This window comes from Mycobacterium sp. PS03-16, assembly GCF_004570325.1.
Taxonomy (GTDB): Bacteria; Actinomycetota; Actinomycetes; order Mycobacteriales; family Mycobacteriaceae; genus Mycobacterium.
In genome coordinates, this window is sequence record NZ_SPQO01000012.1 from 1 (window position 1) to 15563 (window position 15563).

Genomic DNA, 15563 nt, shown 5'->3' on the forward strand with positions numbered 1-15563 from the left:
TGCCGAAGGCGCCGGCCACCGCGGTGACGACGGCGGCCACCGTCTCGACCACCCGCCGGGCGAGGTGGCACATGCACGTGGTCACCTGGGTCTGGAGGTCCCGCAACGCGCCTCGCGGTGAGAGCCCAGTTCAGGTTCGGGGACGACGGCGACGTCGCGCACATCGTCGGGCGCCGGTGCCTGGAGCAGCGCCGGCGCCTCGAACAGCTCCGGCGCGGAGGGCAGTTCGGGTGCGGACCCGGTCGCAGGGATCTCGAGCTCTGCGGCCGATCGGCTCGCGTCCGGTGCCGGATCCACACTCCGCTGCACGTTCGGCGGTGCCGCAGACATGCGCTGCGGCAGCGCGAGCGCAGGCCGCCACGTGCGGGGTGCCGGCACGGCGGTGGGAGCGGCGGGCGCGGCCGGGACGGCGTCGGCACCGAGCACCGGCAGGCTCGCGACATCCGCGGTCGCCAGGGTTTCCGGGGCAGCGACCAGTCCCGGCCGCTGTGCGGTCGTCAACGACGCGGTGAACTCGTCGAAGCCGGCGGTCTGCGCGAGGTCGCCGACCGTGCGTTGGACGGGCGCCAGGGACCGCCATGCGGCGGCGGTCGGCGAGCCGGTCGGCGGGGCGGTCGGCGCCGGAGAGCGTCGCCACGGCCACCACCGGCTCAAACCGGCCATCGCTCATCTTCCGTTCTTGTCGCGGGCGCACAGGTCGCGCACCAGCCGCACATAGCGGCGGCGGTCGGCGTGTTCGAGATCGAGCAGCTGATCGAGCGGCCAGTGCAGGTGATAGGCGATGTACGAGACCTCCTCGTGCAGAATCTCGGTCCCGTACGTCAGGATTCCCCCAGGCGGCTCCCGGCGAAGTCGACGGTGAACTCGCTGCCGCAGCCCGGGCAGCACACCCGCGCATGCGTGTGCCCGTCCTGGTTTATCCGCCGGTAAAGGTCCTGCAGGAAAGCCAAATCGGAGGCGAACAGGTTCTCGATCACCCCGGCATGGACGTCCTCGATCCCGCCGATCCGGGTGACCACCCGACCGATCAGCACGACGCTGAGGTAGCGCGGATCCTCCCGGACCCGGTCATCGCGCTGGGACACCAGTTCGTCTCGTGCGGTGGCCAGGCGCATGACGCCGTCGCGGTGGATCTCGCCCTCGGCGTCGACGTATCCGCGCGGTAGCAGGAACGGGAACTCGGTGCGCAGTTCACGCACCCCGCGGTCGGACGCGACCTCGTCGAGGCCGTGCGGTGCGGCCAGCGCCGGACCTCTACGCACCCTCGGGCTCGCACTTCTCGTAGGTCAGCACGAGCTTCTCGGTGAGCACACTGGTGTCGCCGGCCTTCAAGGAACTGATCTCCAGGCTCTTCGGCCAGGCCGCGGTGATCTTGTACCGCTTGACCGCGTTGCCCTCGTAGTCGTAGACCACGATGGCGCCGCCCTTGCGGGCGTTGCCCATCTTGCCGAGCTGGGAGTCCTTGACCCATTTGTCGAAGCTCTGGTCACCGGTGAGCGGCCGGGTCAGCGTGCATTCGCCCGCCTTCCACCGCCCGGGCAGCTTCTTGACCAGATACTTGCCGTCCGCGGCGGTGTTCGATTTGTACTCGATGACGTCCTGCTCCATCTTCAGGCCGGTCACCTCGGTGATCGCCTTGATCTGGATCCCGTCGAACTCGAGGCCGAACGAGTGGCCAACGGAGCTGTCGTTCTCCGGTAAAGCCATGATTGCTACCTACTTTCGTGAGGATGCGACTGCGGTGTCACTCGGCGACAAGGCTGGTCCCACCGGAATACTGGGAGAGCCGGAACACGACGAACTCGGCCGGCTTCACCGGCGCCACCCCGATGAGGCAGACCACTTCGCCGGCGTCGATGCCCTCGGCGGGATTGGTCTCGGCGTCGCACTTGACGAAGAACGCCTCGTCCGGGGTCTGCCCGAACAACGCGCCCTTGCGCCACTCGTTGACCAGGAAGGCGCTGATGGTGCGCCGCAGCTTCGCCCACAGGGCGTCGTCGTTCGGTTCGAAGACCACCCAGTCGGTGTTCTCGAGGATCGACTCCTCGAGGTAATTGAACAGCCGTCGGATGTTGAGGTAGCGCCATGCGGGATCGCTGGACAGGGTGCGGGCGCCCCACACCCGGATACCGCGGCCCGGGAAGGTGCGGATGCAGTTGATGCCCTTGGGGTTGAGCAGGTCGTGCTCTTTACGGGTGATGTTGAACTCGAGCTTCACCGCGCCGCGCACGATTTCGTTGGCGGGTGCTTTGTGCACGCCGCGGGTGTCGTCGTTGCGGCTCCATATACCGGCGACGAAGCCCGACGGCGGCAGGTATCCGCCGTTGCCGGTGCCGATCCACGGCCAGTACAGGGCAGCGTATTTCGAGTCGTAGTTGGCCTTGCCGACGAGCCACTCCTTGACCTGCTGGGCGTTCAGCCCCGGCGGTGGGTCGAGGATGGCCATACGGTCACCCATCAGCTCGCAGTGGCTGATCATCGCCAACTGCACGGCCTGCACCGTCTCCAGGTCGATGGCCTCGCGTTGGTAGGCCGTCATCAGATCGGGCATGCACAGCATCGTGATCTCGTCGACGGCCTGCAGCCCGTTGACGCCGCTGCGCTCGGTGACGTCGCCGATGTAGTCCTCGCCCGAGAGTCCTTCGGGTGGCGCCGCGACCACCGGCGCCGGCGCAGCGAGGTTGACCTCCATACCGGCATGCAGGTCGTCGAGCGCCTGCCCGCTGATCGTTTCGAGCTTGATCAGCTGTGAGGCCGCGTTGACCGCCGACACCACGAAGGTCTTTCCGCGGGTGGTGGTGAGGTTGTCGTGGTGTTCGATCGGTTCGTCGTTGCGCAGCACCACCATCTGCAGGCCGCTGGACTGGTCATCACCGTCCTTGTGGGATTCGGTGAGCTGGACCCGGATGCTGTTCGACGGGGCGCTCGTGTCGCGGGCCAGCACCCGCAGACCGGCGCCCAGCACGCCCTGGGGCGCGGATTCCAGTGCCGGCGAGTTGGTCTCGGCTCCGTTCTGCCCGTCGCTGTCGCCGATCCGGACGATGTAGGCGTTGCCCCCGCCGTTCTGGAAGTAGGCGAACACCGACTGGGCGAGGCAGGCGTCCTCCATGAAACCGCCGAACACGTTGGTGAACTGCGTCCAGTTGGTGACTAGCGTCGGGGTGTTCACCGGGCCTCTCGCCGCGAAGCCGACGAAGGCCGCGACCGCGGTGCCGACACCTTCGATGGGTCGTGAGCCGGAGTCGATCTCCTCGACGTAGACACCCGGCGACAGATATGTCGGCATCGCGCCTCCTCAACGATTGGTGGGCTCCGCACGATCGTCACCGCGGCGGGGACACCGGGGGAGAGGCTGGGGGACGGTCACACGGGCACCCGCGCGTGCCCGATCAGACCGGACCGGCGCCTGCCCGATCGGGCAACCGGAACTGCCCGAACGGCCACGCGTCCGCGTCTTCCGCGACACGACCGCCGGGTGGATCGTGGCTTCATCACGGCACGGGGAAGTGAGGCGGAGATGCATGCCCACGACATCGACGGAACCGCGGAAGCGTCGCTGCGGCCGAAATCCGCTCGGCTGGAGGAGCAGGAGTCGTCGACGGCCCTTCGCGCCGCCCTGTCGGGCCGATTGGCCGCGGCCGGGCCGCGCGGTCTGGCCGGACTGCAGCGCGCGGTCGGTAACGGCAGCACCGCGGCGCTGATGGAGGAGGAGCGGTCACCGGTCCACGACGTCGTCAACTCCGGTGGGGGCAGCCCCCTGCAGGCCGACGTCCGCGCCGACATGGAGGGCCGTTTCGGCCACGATTTCGGTGAAGTGCGCATCCACACCGACGGGGCGGCGCACGACTCCGCCAAGTCGGTCAACGCGCAGGCCTACACGGTCGGGTCGAACATCGTGTTCCAGCGCGACAAGTACGACCCCGCCTCCCATTCCGGCAAGCACATGCTGGCGCACGAACTGACCCACGTCGTGCAGCAGCGCAGCGGCCCGGTCGACGGCACCGAGACCGGCGGAGGCGTCAAGGTCAGCGATCCCTCCGACCGGTTCGAACGCGACGCCGTCGCCAACGCCGACCGCATCATGTCTGCGCCCGGCGGCGCCTCCCACGACGTGCAGCGCTGTGCCGACGGCGGCACCGCACCGACGGTTCAGCGCGAGGACGAGGAGGAGGAAGACACCGCCCAGACCTTCGTGCAGCGGGCCGACGAGGGCCAGGAGGAAGAGCGGGAGGAGCCGGCGTAACCGATGGCCGGAACGGCGGGTGCGACCAAAGACACGCTCAGCCAGGCGCTGAGCGCTGCTCAGCGCAAGACCCACCCGCGGCCGGCCGCCGGGGGCCTCATGGTGCAACTGCAGCGCAGCGCCGGCAACGCCGCCGTCAATGCGTTGCTCGCTGCGAAGTTCCGCGGCCCCGACAGCGACGCCCGGGCCGCGCTGGACGCGGCGCTGGTGGAGACGCGCCGCGACGAGCCCACGCTCAACGTCGTCGAGAAGGGGCTCAAAGCGGCCAAGGGACTCGGTATCCCCGTCGAACTGGAGGGGCCGAAGCCACCTGCGTCGGCGCTGGCGGCGACCGTCACCGGCTTCGGACCGGCCGCGGTGGCCACCAAGAAGCCCGTCCCGCCGCCGAAGCGCGTGCCGGCGGTCAATCCGCTCGGCAAGGCGGCCGCCAGGCGTCCGGCGCTGAAAGGCCGGGCGCCGGCGGGATCGGCACCCGGTCCGGTGCGCGGTGGCCCGGCCACCGCGGCCGGTCCGTCTGCATTGTCGGCCGACCAGCTCATGCAGCCGCCGGTGCGGCCGAAACCGGTGTCACCGCGCAGCGATCCGGCGTTCAGTCAGGTCACCGGCAGCGTCAAGGCCTTCGCCAAGGTGAAGAAGGCGCATCCGCCCGCCGCGGCCAAGGCCACGGAGGCGCAGGGGGCGGCGCAGGCCCCGAGCGATGACCTCGTCGGGCAGGCCAAGGCGGCCAAGGTCGACACCATGGACGCCCAGCCGGCCGGGACGTTCGACAAGAAGGCATTCATCGCCGCGGTGAAGGCGGCCATCGAGGCGAAGTCGCCGAAGACGCTGGAGGAGGCGGACAGTCAGGCCAAGGCCGGCGGCGGTAAGGCCGGGGAGGTGAAGGGAGAGGTCAAAGGTCTGGTGTCGCAGGGCAAGGACGGCCAGACCAAGGACGTTGCGACCGCGACCGCCGCCGCACCCGACACGTCGACGTCGGTGCCCAAGCCGGTGACCCCGATGCAGCCCGAGGCCCAGGGCCCGGCGGTGGCGATTCCCGCCGCCGGTGCCGCACCGAAACCGGCGCCCCCCGAACAGCTGAACCTGGCTGCGGGCAAGCAGCAGGCGAACGACGAGATGGCCGGCGCGGACGTCAGTGAGAAACAGCTCGCCGAATCCAACGAACCGGAGTTCGAGCAGGCACTCACCGACAAGAAGGCCGCCGCCGCGCACGCCGACACCGCGCCCGGCGAATACCGCAAACAGGAACAGGACGTCATTACCCAGAACCGCGCGGAAGCCGCCGCGGTGACCACGTCCGGGGTGGCCGGGATGCAGGGCAGCAAGGCGGCGGCCCTGGCCAAGCTGGTCGCCGACAAGGGCAAGACGAAGTCGAAGGACGAGGCCAAACGCGCCGAGGTGACCGCGAAGGTGCAGTCGATCTACGCCGGTACCGAGGCCGCGGTCAAGAAGATCCTCGACGGCATCGACCCCAAGGTGGACAAGGTCTTCGAGGAGGGCGAGGCCGACGCGCGCAAGACGTTCGAGACCTATGTCGCGGCGAAGATGTCGGCCTACAAGAAGGACCGGTACAGCGGATGGCTCGGCGGCTGGCGCTGGGCCAAGGACAAGTTGTTCGGCATGCCCGACAAGGTGAACACCTTCTACACCGCCGGCCGCGAGCTGTACCTCAAGAAGATGGACGCGGTCATCTCACGGGTCGCCGACATCGTGGGCGCCGACCTGTCGGCGGCCAAGGCGCGGATCGCCGCCGGTAAGGCCGAGATCGCCTCGTATGTCAAGAGTCTGCCGGCCAACCTGCAGAAGGTCGGCGACGCGGCGGCCAAGGAGATCGGCGAGAAGTTCAACCAGCTCGAGGAGGACGTCAACGCCAAGCAGGAGGCCGTGGTCGACACCCTCGCGACCAAGTACGTCGAGGCGCGCAAGGGGCTCGACGAACGCATCGAAGAACTGCAGGCCGAGAATCAGGGGCTCGTCGACAAGGCCATCGGCGCCATCAAGGCCGTGATCAACACCATCCGGCAGCTGGCCGCGATGCTGATGAACGTCCTGTCACGGGTCGCCGGGGTGGTCGGGGACATCATCAAGAAACCGGTCGCGTTCCTGTCCAACCTCATCGAGGGCGTCAAGGGCGGCATCTTGAAGTTCAAGGACAACATTCTTGCTCATCTGCGCAAGGGCCTGATGAGCTGGTTGTTCGGCGCGCTGGCCGAGGGCGGGGTGGAGCTGCCCGACACCTTCGACCTCAAGGGCATCGTCAAGCTGCTGGCGTCGCTGTTCGGGCTCACCTGGCGCAACATCCGCAGCCGCCTGGTCAAACAGATCGGCGAACCCGCGATGGCGGCGATCGAGAAGGGTGTCGAGATCTTCTCGCTGATCGCGACCGGAGGCGTGGCGGCGCTGTGGCAGATGCTCGTCGAGAAGCTCGGCGACCTCAAGGAGATGATCCTCGAGCAGGTCAAGGACTTCGTGATCACCAAGATCATCACGGCGGGCATCACGTGGCTGATCGGGCTGCTCAATCCGGCGGCCGCATTCATCAAGGCGTGCAAGCTGATCTACGACATCGTGATGTTCTTCGTCAACAACGCCGAGCGCATCCTCAAGTTCGTCAACACGGTGATCGACTCGGTGGCCGACATCGTGCGGGGCAACGTCAGCTCGGTCGTCAACAAGATCGAAGACGTGCTGGGGCAGATGGTCCCGATCCTGATCGGCTTCCTGGCCAGCGCGATCGGCCTCGGCGGCATCGGGCAGAAGATCCGCGAGATCATCGCCAAATTGCAGAAGCCGGTGAACAAGGCGATCGACTTCGTGATCAAGCACGGCCTCAAGCTCGCCGGGCCGATCATCCGCGGTCTCAAGGGCATCGGCAAGAAGGTCAAGGCGAAGGTCGCTGCCGGAAAGGCCTGGGTGAAGGGCAAGGTCGAGGCTGGCAAGAAGTGGGTGAAGGGGAAAGCCGAGGCGGCGAAGAAGTGGGTGAAGGGTAAGTGGGATGGCCTTCGTAAGCCCTTCACATTCGGCGAGGAGAAGCACACGCTGATCGCCACTCCGGGGAAGACCCCGGACCTGATCATCGCCTCTGAACCGCGGCGTGCCGTCACTGTCATGACAGACGAGGTCGGTCGTGCAAAGAAGGAGAACGATCCGACAAGGATCTCCGAAGCGAACGCCCTGCTCGCCGCGTGTGTGGAAATGGAGCAGAAGATCCGATCGGCGGTGGCCTCCGGCGAGGACAAGGTGATCGCCACCGCTCGCGCGAAGTTCGGGCTTGTTCTCGGTGCCTTGCGCGACTACGGCAAGAAGTATCGACGTCGAGGGCTCGTTCCGAAGGGCGAACTCGAGGAAGGCTCCGTGCGGCCGTACAACCTGCAGCCCAAAGGGGGCAAAGGGAAGTTTGAGCACGAGCACATAGTTCCCGGCGCTCTCTTCGCGGCCTGGATGGGTCTCGAACGAGCTTCCGCCGCGATCTCAGCGATGTACAAGAACATGATGACCGTTACCTGGAAGTACAAGGCCGCGCGAATCAAGACGGCCAATGATGCCGCGAAGTGGACGGCCATGAAAGCGAAACGTGACGACTACTTGCGGCAGCCAGAAGTAGCCGCCGAGTTGAAGAAGCGCGCGCGTTGGAAGCCGGGACAAGTGCTACCACATCCAGAACATGTCTTTGGTTCCCTCGACAGCTTGAAGCAAGACCGGGTGGCGGCGAGTGTCAGCGCCGCCCAGCAGGCGGGTTCAAAGGTCAATTCTGCCGAGATCGAAGCGGCGGCGTCGGCTCAGCTCCTGCATCTCAAGCACTTGTTCAGTGAACTGCGGACCGCGGACTGACGCCACACTGTGACGGCGCGCAAGAGGAGTGACCATGGCTGATCTGAAATGCGCGGTGTGCGGCACGCTCAACGGTCCAAAGGCCCGGTTCTGCAAGAGCTGTGACGAACCGTTGCCCAAGCTCGCGGACGTAACTCCAATCAGCGAGCCAGACAAGCCCGACGACGAGAATCGCGCGCAGCCACCGCAGATTGAACTCGCGACCACCGAAGTCACGCTGTCGCCCGACACGGCGGGCAGCGTCGACGTCCGGATCCGCAACAACTCGACGATCGTCGACGCCTACCGCGTCGACCCGGTCCAGCCGCCGCAGTGGCTCGAGGTGCAGCAGCCGGAGATCCGGCTGATGCCCAATGAGAACAAATCGGTGACCGTGACGTTCGCGATGCGGCCCAACAGCTTCGTCGAGGCCCAGACGGTAAAGCTACCCCTGCGGTTGTGCTCCCTGCGCGACACCACCAAGTTCGCCGAAACCCAGGTCGCGCTGGTGGTTCCGCCGAGCGGGCCCAAGGTCACCATCACCGCGCGGCCGAGCGTCGTCGGTCTGGAGGACGACACCTCGGGCAAATTCCAGATCACCCTGGACAACCACGCGAGCAACCACACCCGTCGCGTCGCGCTCAGCGGTTCGGACCCCGAGGACGCGGTGCGGTTCCACTTCGATTCACCCACGGTCGAGATCCGCGCCGGCAAGTCGGTGACCCAGGAGGTCCGCTTCGACGTCCCCGCACTCGACGAGGGCGAGAAGCGGTCACGGCAGCTGACCGTCACCGCCACCGAAGGCGGCGAGTCGGACAGCGCCGTCGTGACCGTCGACCACGAACAGTCCGCCACGCTGCCGCTCAAGCTCCGCCTCGAGCCGAGCAAGCTGCGGGTCGAGGACTGTCCCGTCGCCGATCTGACCCTGCTTGTCGACAACCGCGACGGCAAGAAGGACCGCACGCTGCGGCTCGAGGGCCGCGACGCCGAGAACGCGATGCGCTTCACGTTCCCCGCCCCCGAGTTGGAGGTTAAGGCGGGGAAGGTGGCCACCGTGCGGTTCAGCGTGCAGGCCAAACAACCACCCGCGGGCGAGCAGTCGTCGCGGGACTTCACCGTGGTGGCCGCCGAGGGCGCTCGCGAGAGCGAAACCAGCGGAACCTTCCTGCAGATCACCTCCGATCCGCCCATTCGCACCGTAGATCTGCGGTTGGACCCCGAGACGCTGCGCCGCCGGGACCGCACCAATGGCGCCTACCGGGTGACGATCGACAACACCGACCAGTCACAGTGGTTGCAGGCCAGCCTGTTCGCGTGGGATCAGGAGCGGATGATGCGGTTCTCCTTCGCGCCCGAGCGCTTCGACATTCCGCCCGGCGGATCGGCGGGCGCCTGGCTCAGCGTCTCGGCGGCAAAGCCGCCGCGCGGCAAGGAGGTCAACCGCGCATTCCAGGTCGAGCTGTCCGACGGTACCGACTCCGTCACCCGCAGCGGCGCGTTCATCCAGACGGGATCGAACTGGATCCCGATCCTGCGGGCGGTGCTGACCCTGCTCGGCGGGATCGTCGTCGGCATCGGCACGCTCACCCCGTGGATGATCCGGCTGCCCGACTACTACATGACCGAGCTGCCGAAGGTGGCGTCGGCCACCGACCCGATCCAACAGACGCAACCGGCCGTGCGGGTCATGATCCTGTTCCTCGCCGCCATGATGATGATCGGTGTGGCCGGGCGCGGCGGAAAAGCCACGGTCTCGGCCGCGGTGCTGATCGTCACCACCCTCATCGGATATTTCGTCTATGTCAGCACCGTGGAGGCCACGGGCGGACCGATGTACGGCGCCTACCTGGTGGGCATCGGCGCGGTCATCGGCTTCGCCGGTGGCATGCTCGGCCGCCTGTAGCGGCGCCGATTTCTACCCGAGGGTCGTCCCCGCCCGCCGAAACGCGACCATGGTGTAGATCTCGCCGCCGAAGCGTCGCCGCCGAAGCGTCGCCGCCGAAGCAACGACGGCTCAGGACTGGGGCTTACCGCACCGAGGGCAGAAGCGCACACCGGCTTCCATCCCGAATCCGCAGTTCTTGCACGCGGTTTGACTGGCATCGAGCGACGGCGCACTCGGCGCCGGACCCGGCGCAGGCGCCGGCATCGGGGCGCGCCGCGCCGCAGCGCCGCCGCTGGGCGCGTACTGCTGGTGCGGTGAAGCGCCCATCTCGGCCACGGCGGGTTCGCGATTGCGCCGCATCATCACGAAGGCGAGGACACCGCCGCCGATCACGACCAGCGCCCCGACGATCGCCGCGTAGATCACCCACGACGGCGCCCCGGTCGGCGCGTCACCGCGTTCGGCGCGCAACTTCACCGCCTCGGTCCGCTTGTCCAGGGCGCCGGGGTACTGGTGTGACATCGCCAACGCGGTGTCGAACTTCTCGATCGCGCCGCTGTAATTGCCGGCGTCGAACTCCTCGAGGCCCTGCCGGTACGCCTCGTCGGCCGGTGAGAGTTCCGGCGTCACATTGGCCTGCCCCAGTAGTTCGTTGAACCCGCTGACCGGGGCAATGAAGTTGAACGGCTGATCCTCGTTCGACGGCATGAAGCTGTTGACGCCGATGACGCGGCCCTGCAGGTCCACCGTGGGTCCACCGCTCATCCCCTTCGACATCGGGGCGCTCACCTGGAACAGCGGTTGGGTCTTCCACGTCTGTTTCGCGCTGACGGTCCCCGACTTCACGGTCGGGTCCAACGTGTAGTCCGTGACCCCCTGGGTGCTGTCGGGGTAGCCGACCGCGAGCACCTCGTCGCCGACCTGCGGAGTGGAGTCGAGCGCGAGTTGCGCAGTAGGAATGGTGGTTTCGCTCAGTTCGACCTTGAGCAACGCGACGTCACCCTGACCGAGAGGGCGGAAGGTCACGACCCGCGCCGGGATCGGATTGGCCTGCTCACGCTGTCCCGCACCGGATACCAGGATCTCCTGATCCGGTCCGCCCCCCGGGACCTTGCCCTCCACGGTCCAGGCGTTGGCGCCGAGCTGCTCGAGTTCCGCCCGCCCGACCGGCCCGCCCGACAGCTGCTCGGCGGCGCTCATCACGATCGCCTTGCGGTTCTCGTCGGGGTCGACGCAGTGACCGGCGGTGCCGATGTAGCCGTCGGCGGTGATTGCGAAGCCGGTGCAGCGCATCGACGCCTGGTAGACCGCGCCGTCGTTGAGGGTCTGCTGCTGATGCGGGTCGACGACGGTGCCGGAGATCTTGGTCTCGATGTAGACGATCGCCGGTTTGATCAGGTCGGCCGCGCGGGTGCTCGACGAGCCGTCGGGTTGGGCGGCCACCGTCGCGGGGATCACCGCACCGGGTGCGAAGGCGAGTGCGGTGACCGCCACAACGCTGCACATGCTTCGGGTTCGTGACATCGCGCAGCTCTCCTAGGGGGCGATCGGATACTCGGCTGTCGGGAAGAGCTCGGTGATCGGTGTGTCCGGTATGACGAACTCGGTGACCGGCACCTCGGGGATGACGACCTCGGTGAGCGGCACGTCCGGGAACAGGCCGGTGATGGGCACGTCGGGGATCACGTCGTTCACCTCGGGTGGATCGACGACGGCCGTGTCCGACCCGCTGCCGGGAACCGACTCGACCTCGGACTCCGGGGCGAGCGCGGGCTCGATCGCGGGACTCACCGATTCGCTTGTCGGCGTCTCCTCGGAGGTGGGGGTTTCCACGGTGCTCTCGGTGCCGGTCTCGGTCTCGGTCTCGGTCTCGGTTCCGGTCTCGGTGTCGGTGACGCCGGAATCCGTGGTGTCCGAATCGGTCACGGGATCGCCGTCCCCACCGGACGTCTCATCCGAGGCCTCCGCCGCGATGGTCTGCTCACGGATCGCCGTCTGCTCGGCCTCCTCGACGACCTCCGGAGGCGCGACGAACGGCACCGGCTCACCCACCTCGATCGCCAGCGGCGGAGGTGGCGGCGCATTCGGGGGGAGATCCGCAGGTGACGACGTCACGTTGGTCAGTACGAACCGCTCCACGGGTTCGGACGTCGGTAGGACGGAGGCGAGCTTCTTGATGTTCCAGCCTTCCCACTCGTCGCCCTGGAACCGCAGTTGACTGACGGGTGCGTGGACGGCGGCCGGCGGGGCCAGCGGGTTCCCGCACGCGCAGCGGACCCGGGGCATCCCGGTGTCGTCGATGAGCACGGTGGTGCCCTTCTGCAGCACCGACTGGAACGTGGTGACGCCGTTGTCGAATCCGTGGTTGGTGACGCGGGTGTCGGCGGTGAGCACCACCGGCGACAGGCCGCCCAGATAGTCACCGATGTCGCCGGCGTGGGTCACCTGGCGAAAGGCGTCGGCCTTGTCGGGGTTCTGCCCGAGGAACACGTCCATCTTCTCGCGGTCGCAGACCGGTGAATTGGTGCCGCCGTAAAGCCCGACCTCGGCCGCCGAGAAGGTCTGCGGCTCCTCGGATTCGCTCACCACGACGCTGCTAGCGGCCACCGTGTCGGGGGCGGCCGCGGTGGAGATCGAGTCCATCCACGGTGACGAGCCTGCGGAACTCGCCGCCTCCAGCACTATCTGTGGGGTGTCGGCGTACTCGCTCTTGGTGCAGCCGGCCATGGACATCCCGGCGACGAGCACGCTCGCCGACCCGATCGCCATGGCCGCTCTGCGCGTGCCGTCGCCGAACCGAGTCTCCATGACGCCACCCCCGCTAGGAAACCGTTTCGACGCTAGCCACCACCGGGTGGCGCGTCGTGAGTAGTCGAGTACTCGATTCGCTGGGCGGGGCGGGCAGCAGCCGGCCGAGCTTGCGGAACTCCTGCTGGATCGCTGCGGTGACGTCGTCGGGACCGACCGGTCCCTGCCGTGCGGCGGCCAGGTAGGCGGCGGTGACCGCCGCGGAACGGATGTTGCCGCCGGACAATTCGTACGCGGTGGCGACGTCGGCGAGCCGCAGATCGTCGCGCACCGGGACCGGCGGCCGCAACGCGGACTGCCACAACGCTAGCCGCGCGGACTCGTCGGGTAGCGGGAAGTCGACGATGAGATCGAGGCGCCGGGTGAACGCGTCGTCGAGATTGGCGCGGAAGTTCGTGGCCAGGATCGCCAGCCCGTCGAAGGTCTCCATGCGCTGCAGCAGATAGGCGCTCTCGATGTTGGCGTACCGGTCGTGGGCGTCGCGAACCTCACTGCGCTTACCGAAGATCGCGTCGGCCTCGTCGAACAGAAGTACGGCGCTGACGCGTGCCGCTTCGGTGAAGATGCGTTCCAGGTTCTTCTCGGTCTCACCGACGTACTTGTCGACGACGGTGGCGAGGTTGACGGTGTACAGGTCCAGACCCAGATCGCCGGCGATGACCTCGGCGGCCATCGTCTTCCCCGTGCCGGAGTCGCCGGCGAACAGGGCGGTGACCCCGCCGCCGCGTCCGCCGCCGGGCCGCATGCGCCAGTCGGTGAGCACGATCTCCCGGGTGCGCGCCCGGGTGGTGAGCTCCCGCAACTGCGCCAGGACCCGCGCGGGCAGAACGATGTCGTCCCATGACACCGCCGGTTCGATGCGGCGGGCCAGCCGTTCCAGACCGGCCGCGTTCTGCGACCGGGCGCCGTGACGCAGGTCGGCCGCCCCGAGCGGCCGGCCGCTGAGGCGGGCGACCGCGTCGGCCGCCGACATGGCCGCCGCCACTTGGCGCGGACCGAACGCGAACTGGGCGGCGACGTCGCCGGCGTCGACGGTGTCGGCGAGCGGCCCGAGCGCGCCGCGCCACAACGCGAGCCGCTCGGACACGGTCAGCCGGGACACGTCGGTGAGCAGGGGGACGACGCTCGACCAGTCCGGGTCCCACGTCACGGCACCGGTCAGCACCACCGGCACGGGGAGCTGCACGAGCCGATGGATGACGGCGCCGGTGCGGGCGCCGAACGCCTCGACCGGTGAGATCACCAGCGCGGCTTCGCGGAGGACCGCCTCGCGGCCCAGCACGGTGATCGTGTACTCGAGATCGTCGGCGCGCGCCGACCGGGCGGCGTCACAGCACAGCACGGGATACCCGGCCGCGGACAGCGCGTCGGTGGCCACCGCCACGGCGGTGCAGCCCGCGCTCTCTCGCAGGTAGCAGAGGCGTTGACCGGCGGCGAAAGCCGCGGCCAGCTCGGCGGATTGGCGGTTGCGGTGGCCGCACGGCGTGGCGAGCAGCTCGGTCAGCGCCGGGTCGGGGGTGTCGTCGCCGAGCAGGTGCGCGGTGACCCGGTCGGGCACCCGCAGCCCGCGCGTCAGAAACGGCCGGTCGCCGTCCTCGACGAGTAGCAGGGAGTGGTCCACCAGCGGGGCGCCGGGCGTCAGCCGGGCCCTGGCGGTGGCGTCCATCGGCGACAGCCCGGCCAGCTCAAGGGCGAGCCCGATGCTGGCGCGGCGGCGGGTGACGTCGTCGTTGAGGTATCCGTAAAGCCGCTCGAATCGCGAGTCGAGGTCGGGCAGTAAGCAGATGAGCAGGATCTCGGCGTCCGGTCCGGTGAGGGCGGCCGTCCGCGCCAGCCGTCGCAACCGGATCTCGTCTGCGACGTCCTCCTGGGAGCGGTCCGCGGCCGGTTCCGCCACCGGTGCTCGGACCGGTGGCGGTGTGAGCAGGGAGTCGACCATCTCGTCGCTGAGATACAGGCCGCGGAACGGATCGTCGGGCGCCGGGTCGTAGGAGCGGCGGTGTGCGACCAGCGCCCGGATCCGTCGCTCGACCTCCGCGGCGCGTTCGAGCAGGTACCGGGTGCTCGCGCTCATCGGCTCCGCCCGGGCTTCGCGCGGCGGGTGCGCCGGATCGCGGTCGTCGCGTCCGCGCCGGTGGTCTTCTCCGGTTCGGTTGCGGTGGAGCCAGTTTCGGTTGTCTCGCTTCGGGTTTCGCTGGGCGGCCAGCCGGCGATGCCGCCGGCGGTGAGGCTGATGGGCTGCCGCACCGCGGGTGCGGCCTCGAAGCGGCGACCCGTATCGGCGGGTGCGGTGACGACGACGTCGAGCGAGGGTTTAAGTTCGCCGCCCAGCGCGGTCCAGACGTCGGCGAACGAGCGGTCCTCCGGTGGGGGCAGCGCGACGCTGACCGGTACGGGCAGCCCGAGCGCGGCCAGCGATCCGGTCAGCACGTCGGTGGGCAGTGCCTCGTGGCGCAGGAAACAGCTCAGCAGCGCGGCCAGCAGGCGGTGTTCGTCCTCGGGCCGCTGGGTCCAGGCCGCCACGAGGTAGGACAGCTTGAAGTGGCGCGGCGGCAGATGACGGGCGCGGATCAGCTCGCCGTCGTATTCGTTGAGCCAGCCCCGCTCGCGCCGGCGGAGGTCCTCGCGGATGTCGTACAGGTAGACGTCGACGGTCGGGCTGTTGCGCCGGGCGGCCCATTCCTTGGTCGGCGCGTCGAACGCCACCTCGACCTCCTCGCGGTCGAGCGCCTCGCGTTCGATCAACGTCCTCAGCGCGCGATCCACCTCGGGTATCACGCCTTCCACGGTCGTGGCTGCGTCGACGCCGCGGTACCGGCC

Annotated in this window: 12 protein-coding genes; 3 read left to right on the top strand and 9 right to left on the bottom strand. The window is 68.5% G+C overall.

Annotated features, from left to right (window positions below):
• Positions 1–81: 81 nt before the first annotated feature.
• From E4P42_RS12310 to E4P42_RS12330, 5 genes are read right to left on the bottom strand one after another with little or no spacing between them, the layout of a single operon-like run.
• Positions 82–663: a hypothetical protein gene (locus tag E4P42_RS12310; protein WP_135126353.1), complete on the bottom strand. Its 582-nt coding sequence runs from the start codon at positions 661–663 to the stop codon at positions 82–84.
• Positions 664–666: 3 nt separating this feature from the next.
• Complete coding sequence (locus tag E4P42_RS27685; RefSeq protein WP_135126354.1) at positions 667–888, bottom strand: DUF6760 family protein; 222 nt, start codon at positions 886–888, stop codon at positions 667–669.
• On the bottom strand, positions 822–1262 hold the full coding sequence (locus tag E4P42_RS12320) for a hypothetical protein (protein ID WP_135126355.1): 441 nt from the start codon (positions 1260–1262) through the stop codon (positions 822–824). The genes E4P42_RS27685 and E4P42_RS12320 overlap by 67 nt, the downstream gene beginning before the upstream one ends.
• Complete coding sequence (locus tag E4P42_RS12325; RefSeq protein ID WP_135126356.1) at positions 1255–1707, bottom strand: phage tail protein; 453 nt, start codon at positions 1705–1707, stop codon at positions 1255–1257. The genes E4P42_RS12320 and E4P42_RS12325 overlap by 8 nt, the downstream gene beginning before the upstream one ends.
• 37 nt (positions 1708–1744) lie before the next feature.
• Positions 1745–3286, bottom strand: coding sequence for a phage tail sheath subtilisin-like domain-containing protein (locus E4P42_RS12330; protein WP_135126357.1), 1542 nt, complete (start codon positions 3284–3286; stop codon positions 1745–1747).
• A gap of 231 nt (positions 3287–3517) precedes the next feature.
• Here E4P42_RS12330 and E4P42_RS12335 point away from each other — a divergent pair, with 231 nt between their 5' ends.
• Genes E4P42_RS12335 through E4P42_RS12345 form a run of 3 tightly spaced genes read left to right on the top strand, consistent with a single transcriptional unit; the run spans position 3518 to position 9953 of the window.
• Positions 3518–4243, top strand: coding sequence for a DUF4157 domain-containing protein (locus tag E4P42_RS12335; RefSeq protein ID WP_135126358.1), 726 nt, complete (start codon positions 3518–3520; stop codon positions 4241–4243).
• A gap of 3 nt (positions 4244–4246) precedes the next feature.
• On the top strand, positions 4247–8071 hold the full coding sequence (locus E4P42_RS12340; protein ID WP_245233996.1) for a hypothetical protein: 3825 nt from the start codon (positions 4247–4249) through the stop codon (positions 8069–8071).
• 34 nt (positions 8072–8105) lie between these two features.
• Positions 8106–9953 carry a hypothetical protein gene (locus E4P42_RS12345; protein WP_135126359.1) on the top strand — a complete coding sequence of 616 codons (1848 nt, stop codon included), beginning with the start codon at positions 8106–8108 and terminating at the stop codon, positions 9951–9953.
• Between the two features lie 111 nt (positions 9954–10064).
• Here E4P42_RS12345 and E4P42_RS12350 read toward each other — a convergent pair whose 3' ends face one another.
• The 4 genes from E4P42_RS12350 to E4P42_RS12365 are packed head-to-tail and all read right to left on the bottom strand — an operon-like array spanning position 10065 to position 15521.
• Positions 10065–11441 carry a trypsin-like peptidase domain-containing protein gene (locus E4P42_RS12350; RefSeq protein WP_167759469.1) on the bottom strand — a complete coding sequence of 459 codons (1377 nt, stop codon included), beginning with the start codon at positions 11439–11441 and terminating at the stop codon, positions 10065–10067.
• Positions 11442–11471: 30 nt separating this feature from the next.
• The gene (locus E4P42_RS12355; protein ID WP_135126361.1) at positions 11472–12743 is read right to left on the bottom strand and encodes a DUF6777 domain-containing protein; all 1272 of its coding nucleotides are present in this window, start codon (positions 12741–12743) and stop codon (positions 11472–11474) included.
• 13 nt (positions 12744–12756) lie between these two features.
• Complete coding sequence (locus E4P42_RS12360) at positions 12757–14817, bottom strand: ATP-binding protein (RefSeq protein ID WP_135126362.1); 2061 nt, start codon at positions 14815–14817, stop codon at positions 12757–12759.
• A complete protein-coding gene (locus E4P42_RS12365; RefSeq protein ID WP_135126363.1) occupies positions 14814–15521 on the bottom strand; it encodes a DUF4255 domain-containing protein in 708 nt (235 codons plus the stop codon). The genes E4P42_RS12360 and E4P42_RS12365 overlap by 4 nt, the downstream gene beginning before the upstream one ends.
• Between the last annotated feature and the right edge of the window lie 42 nt (positions 15522–15563).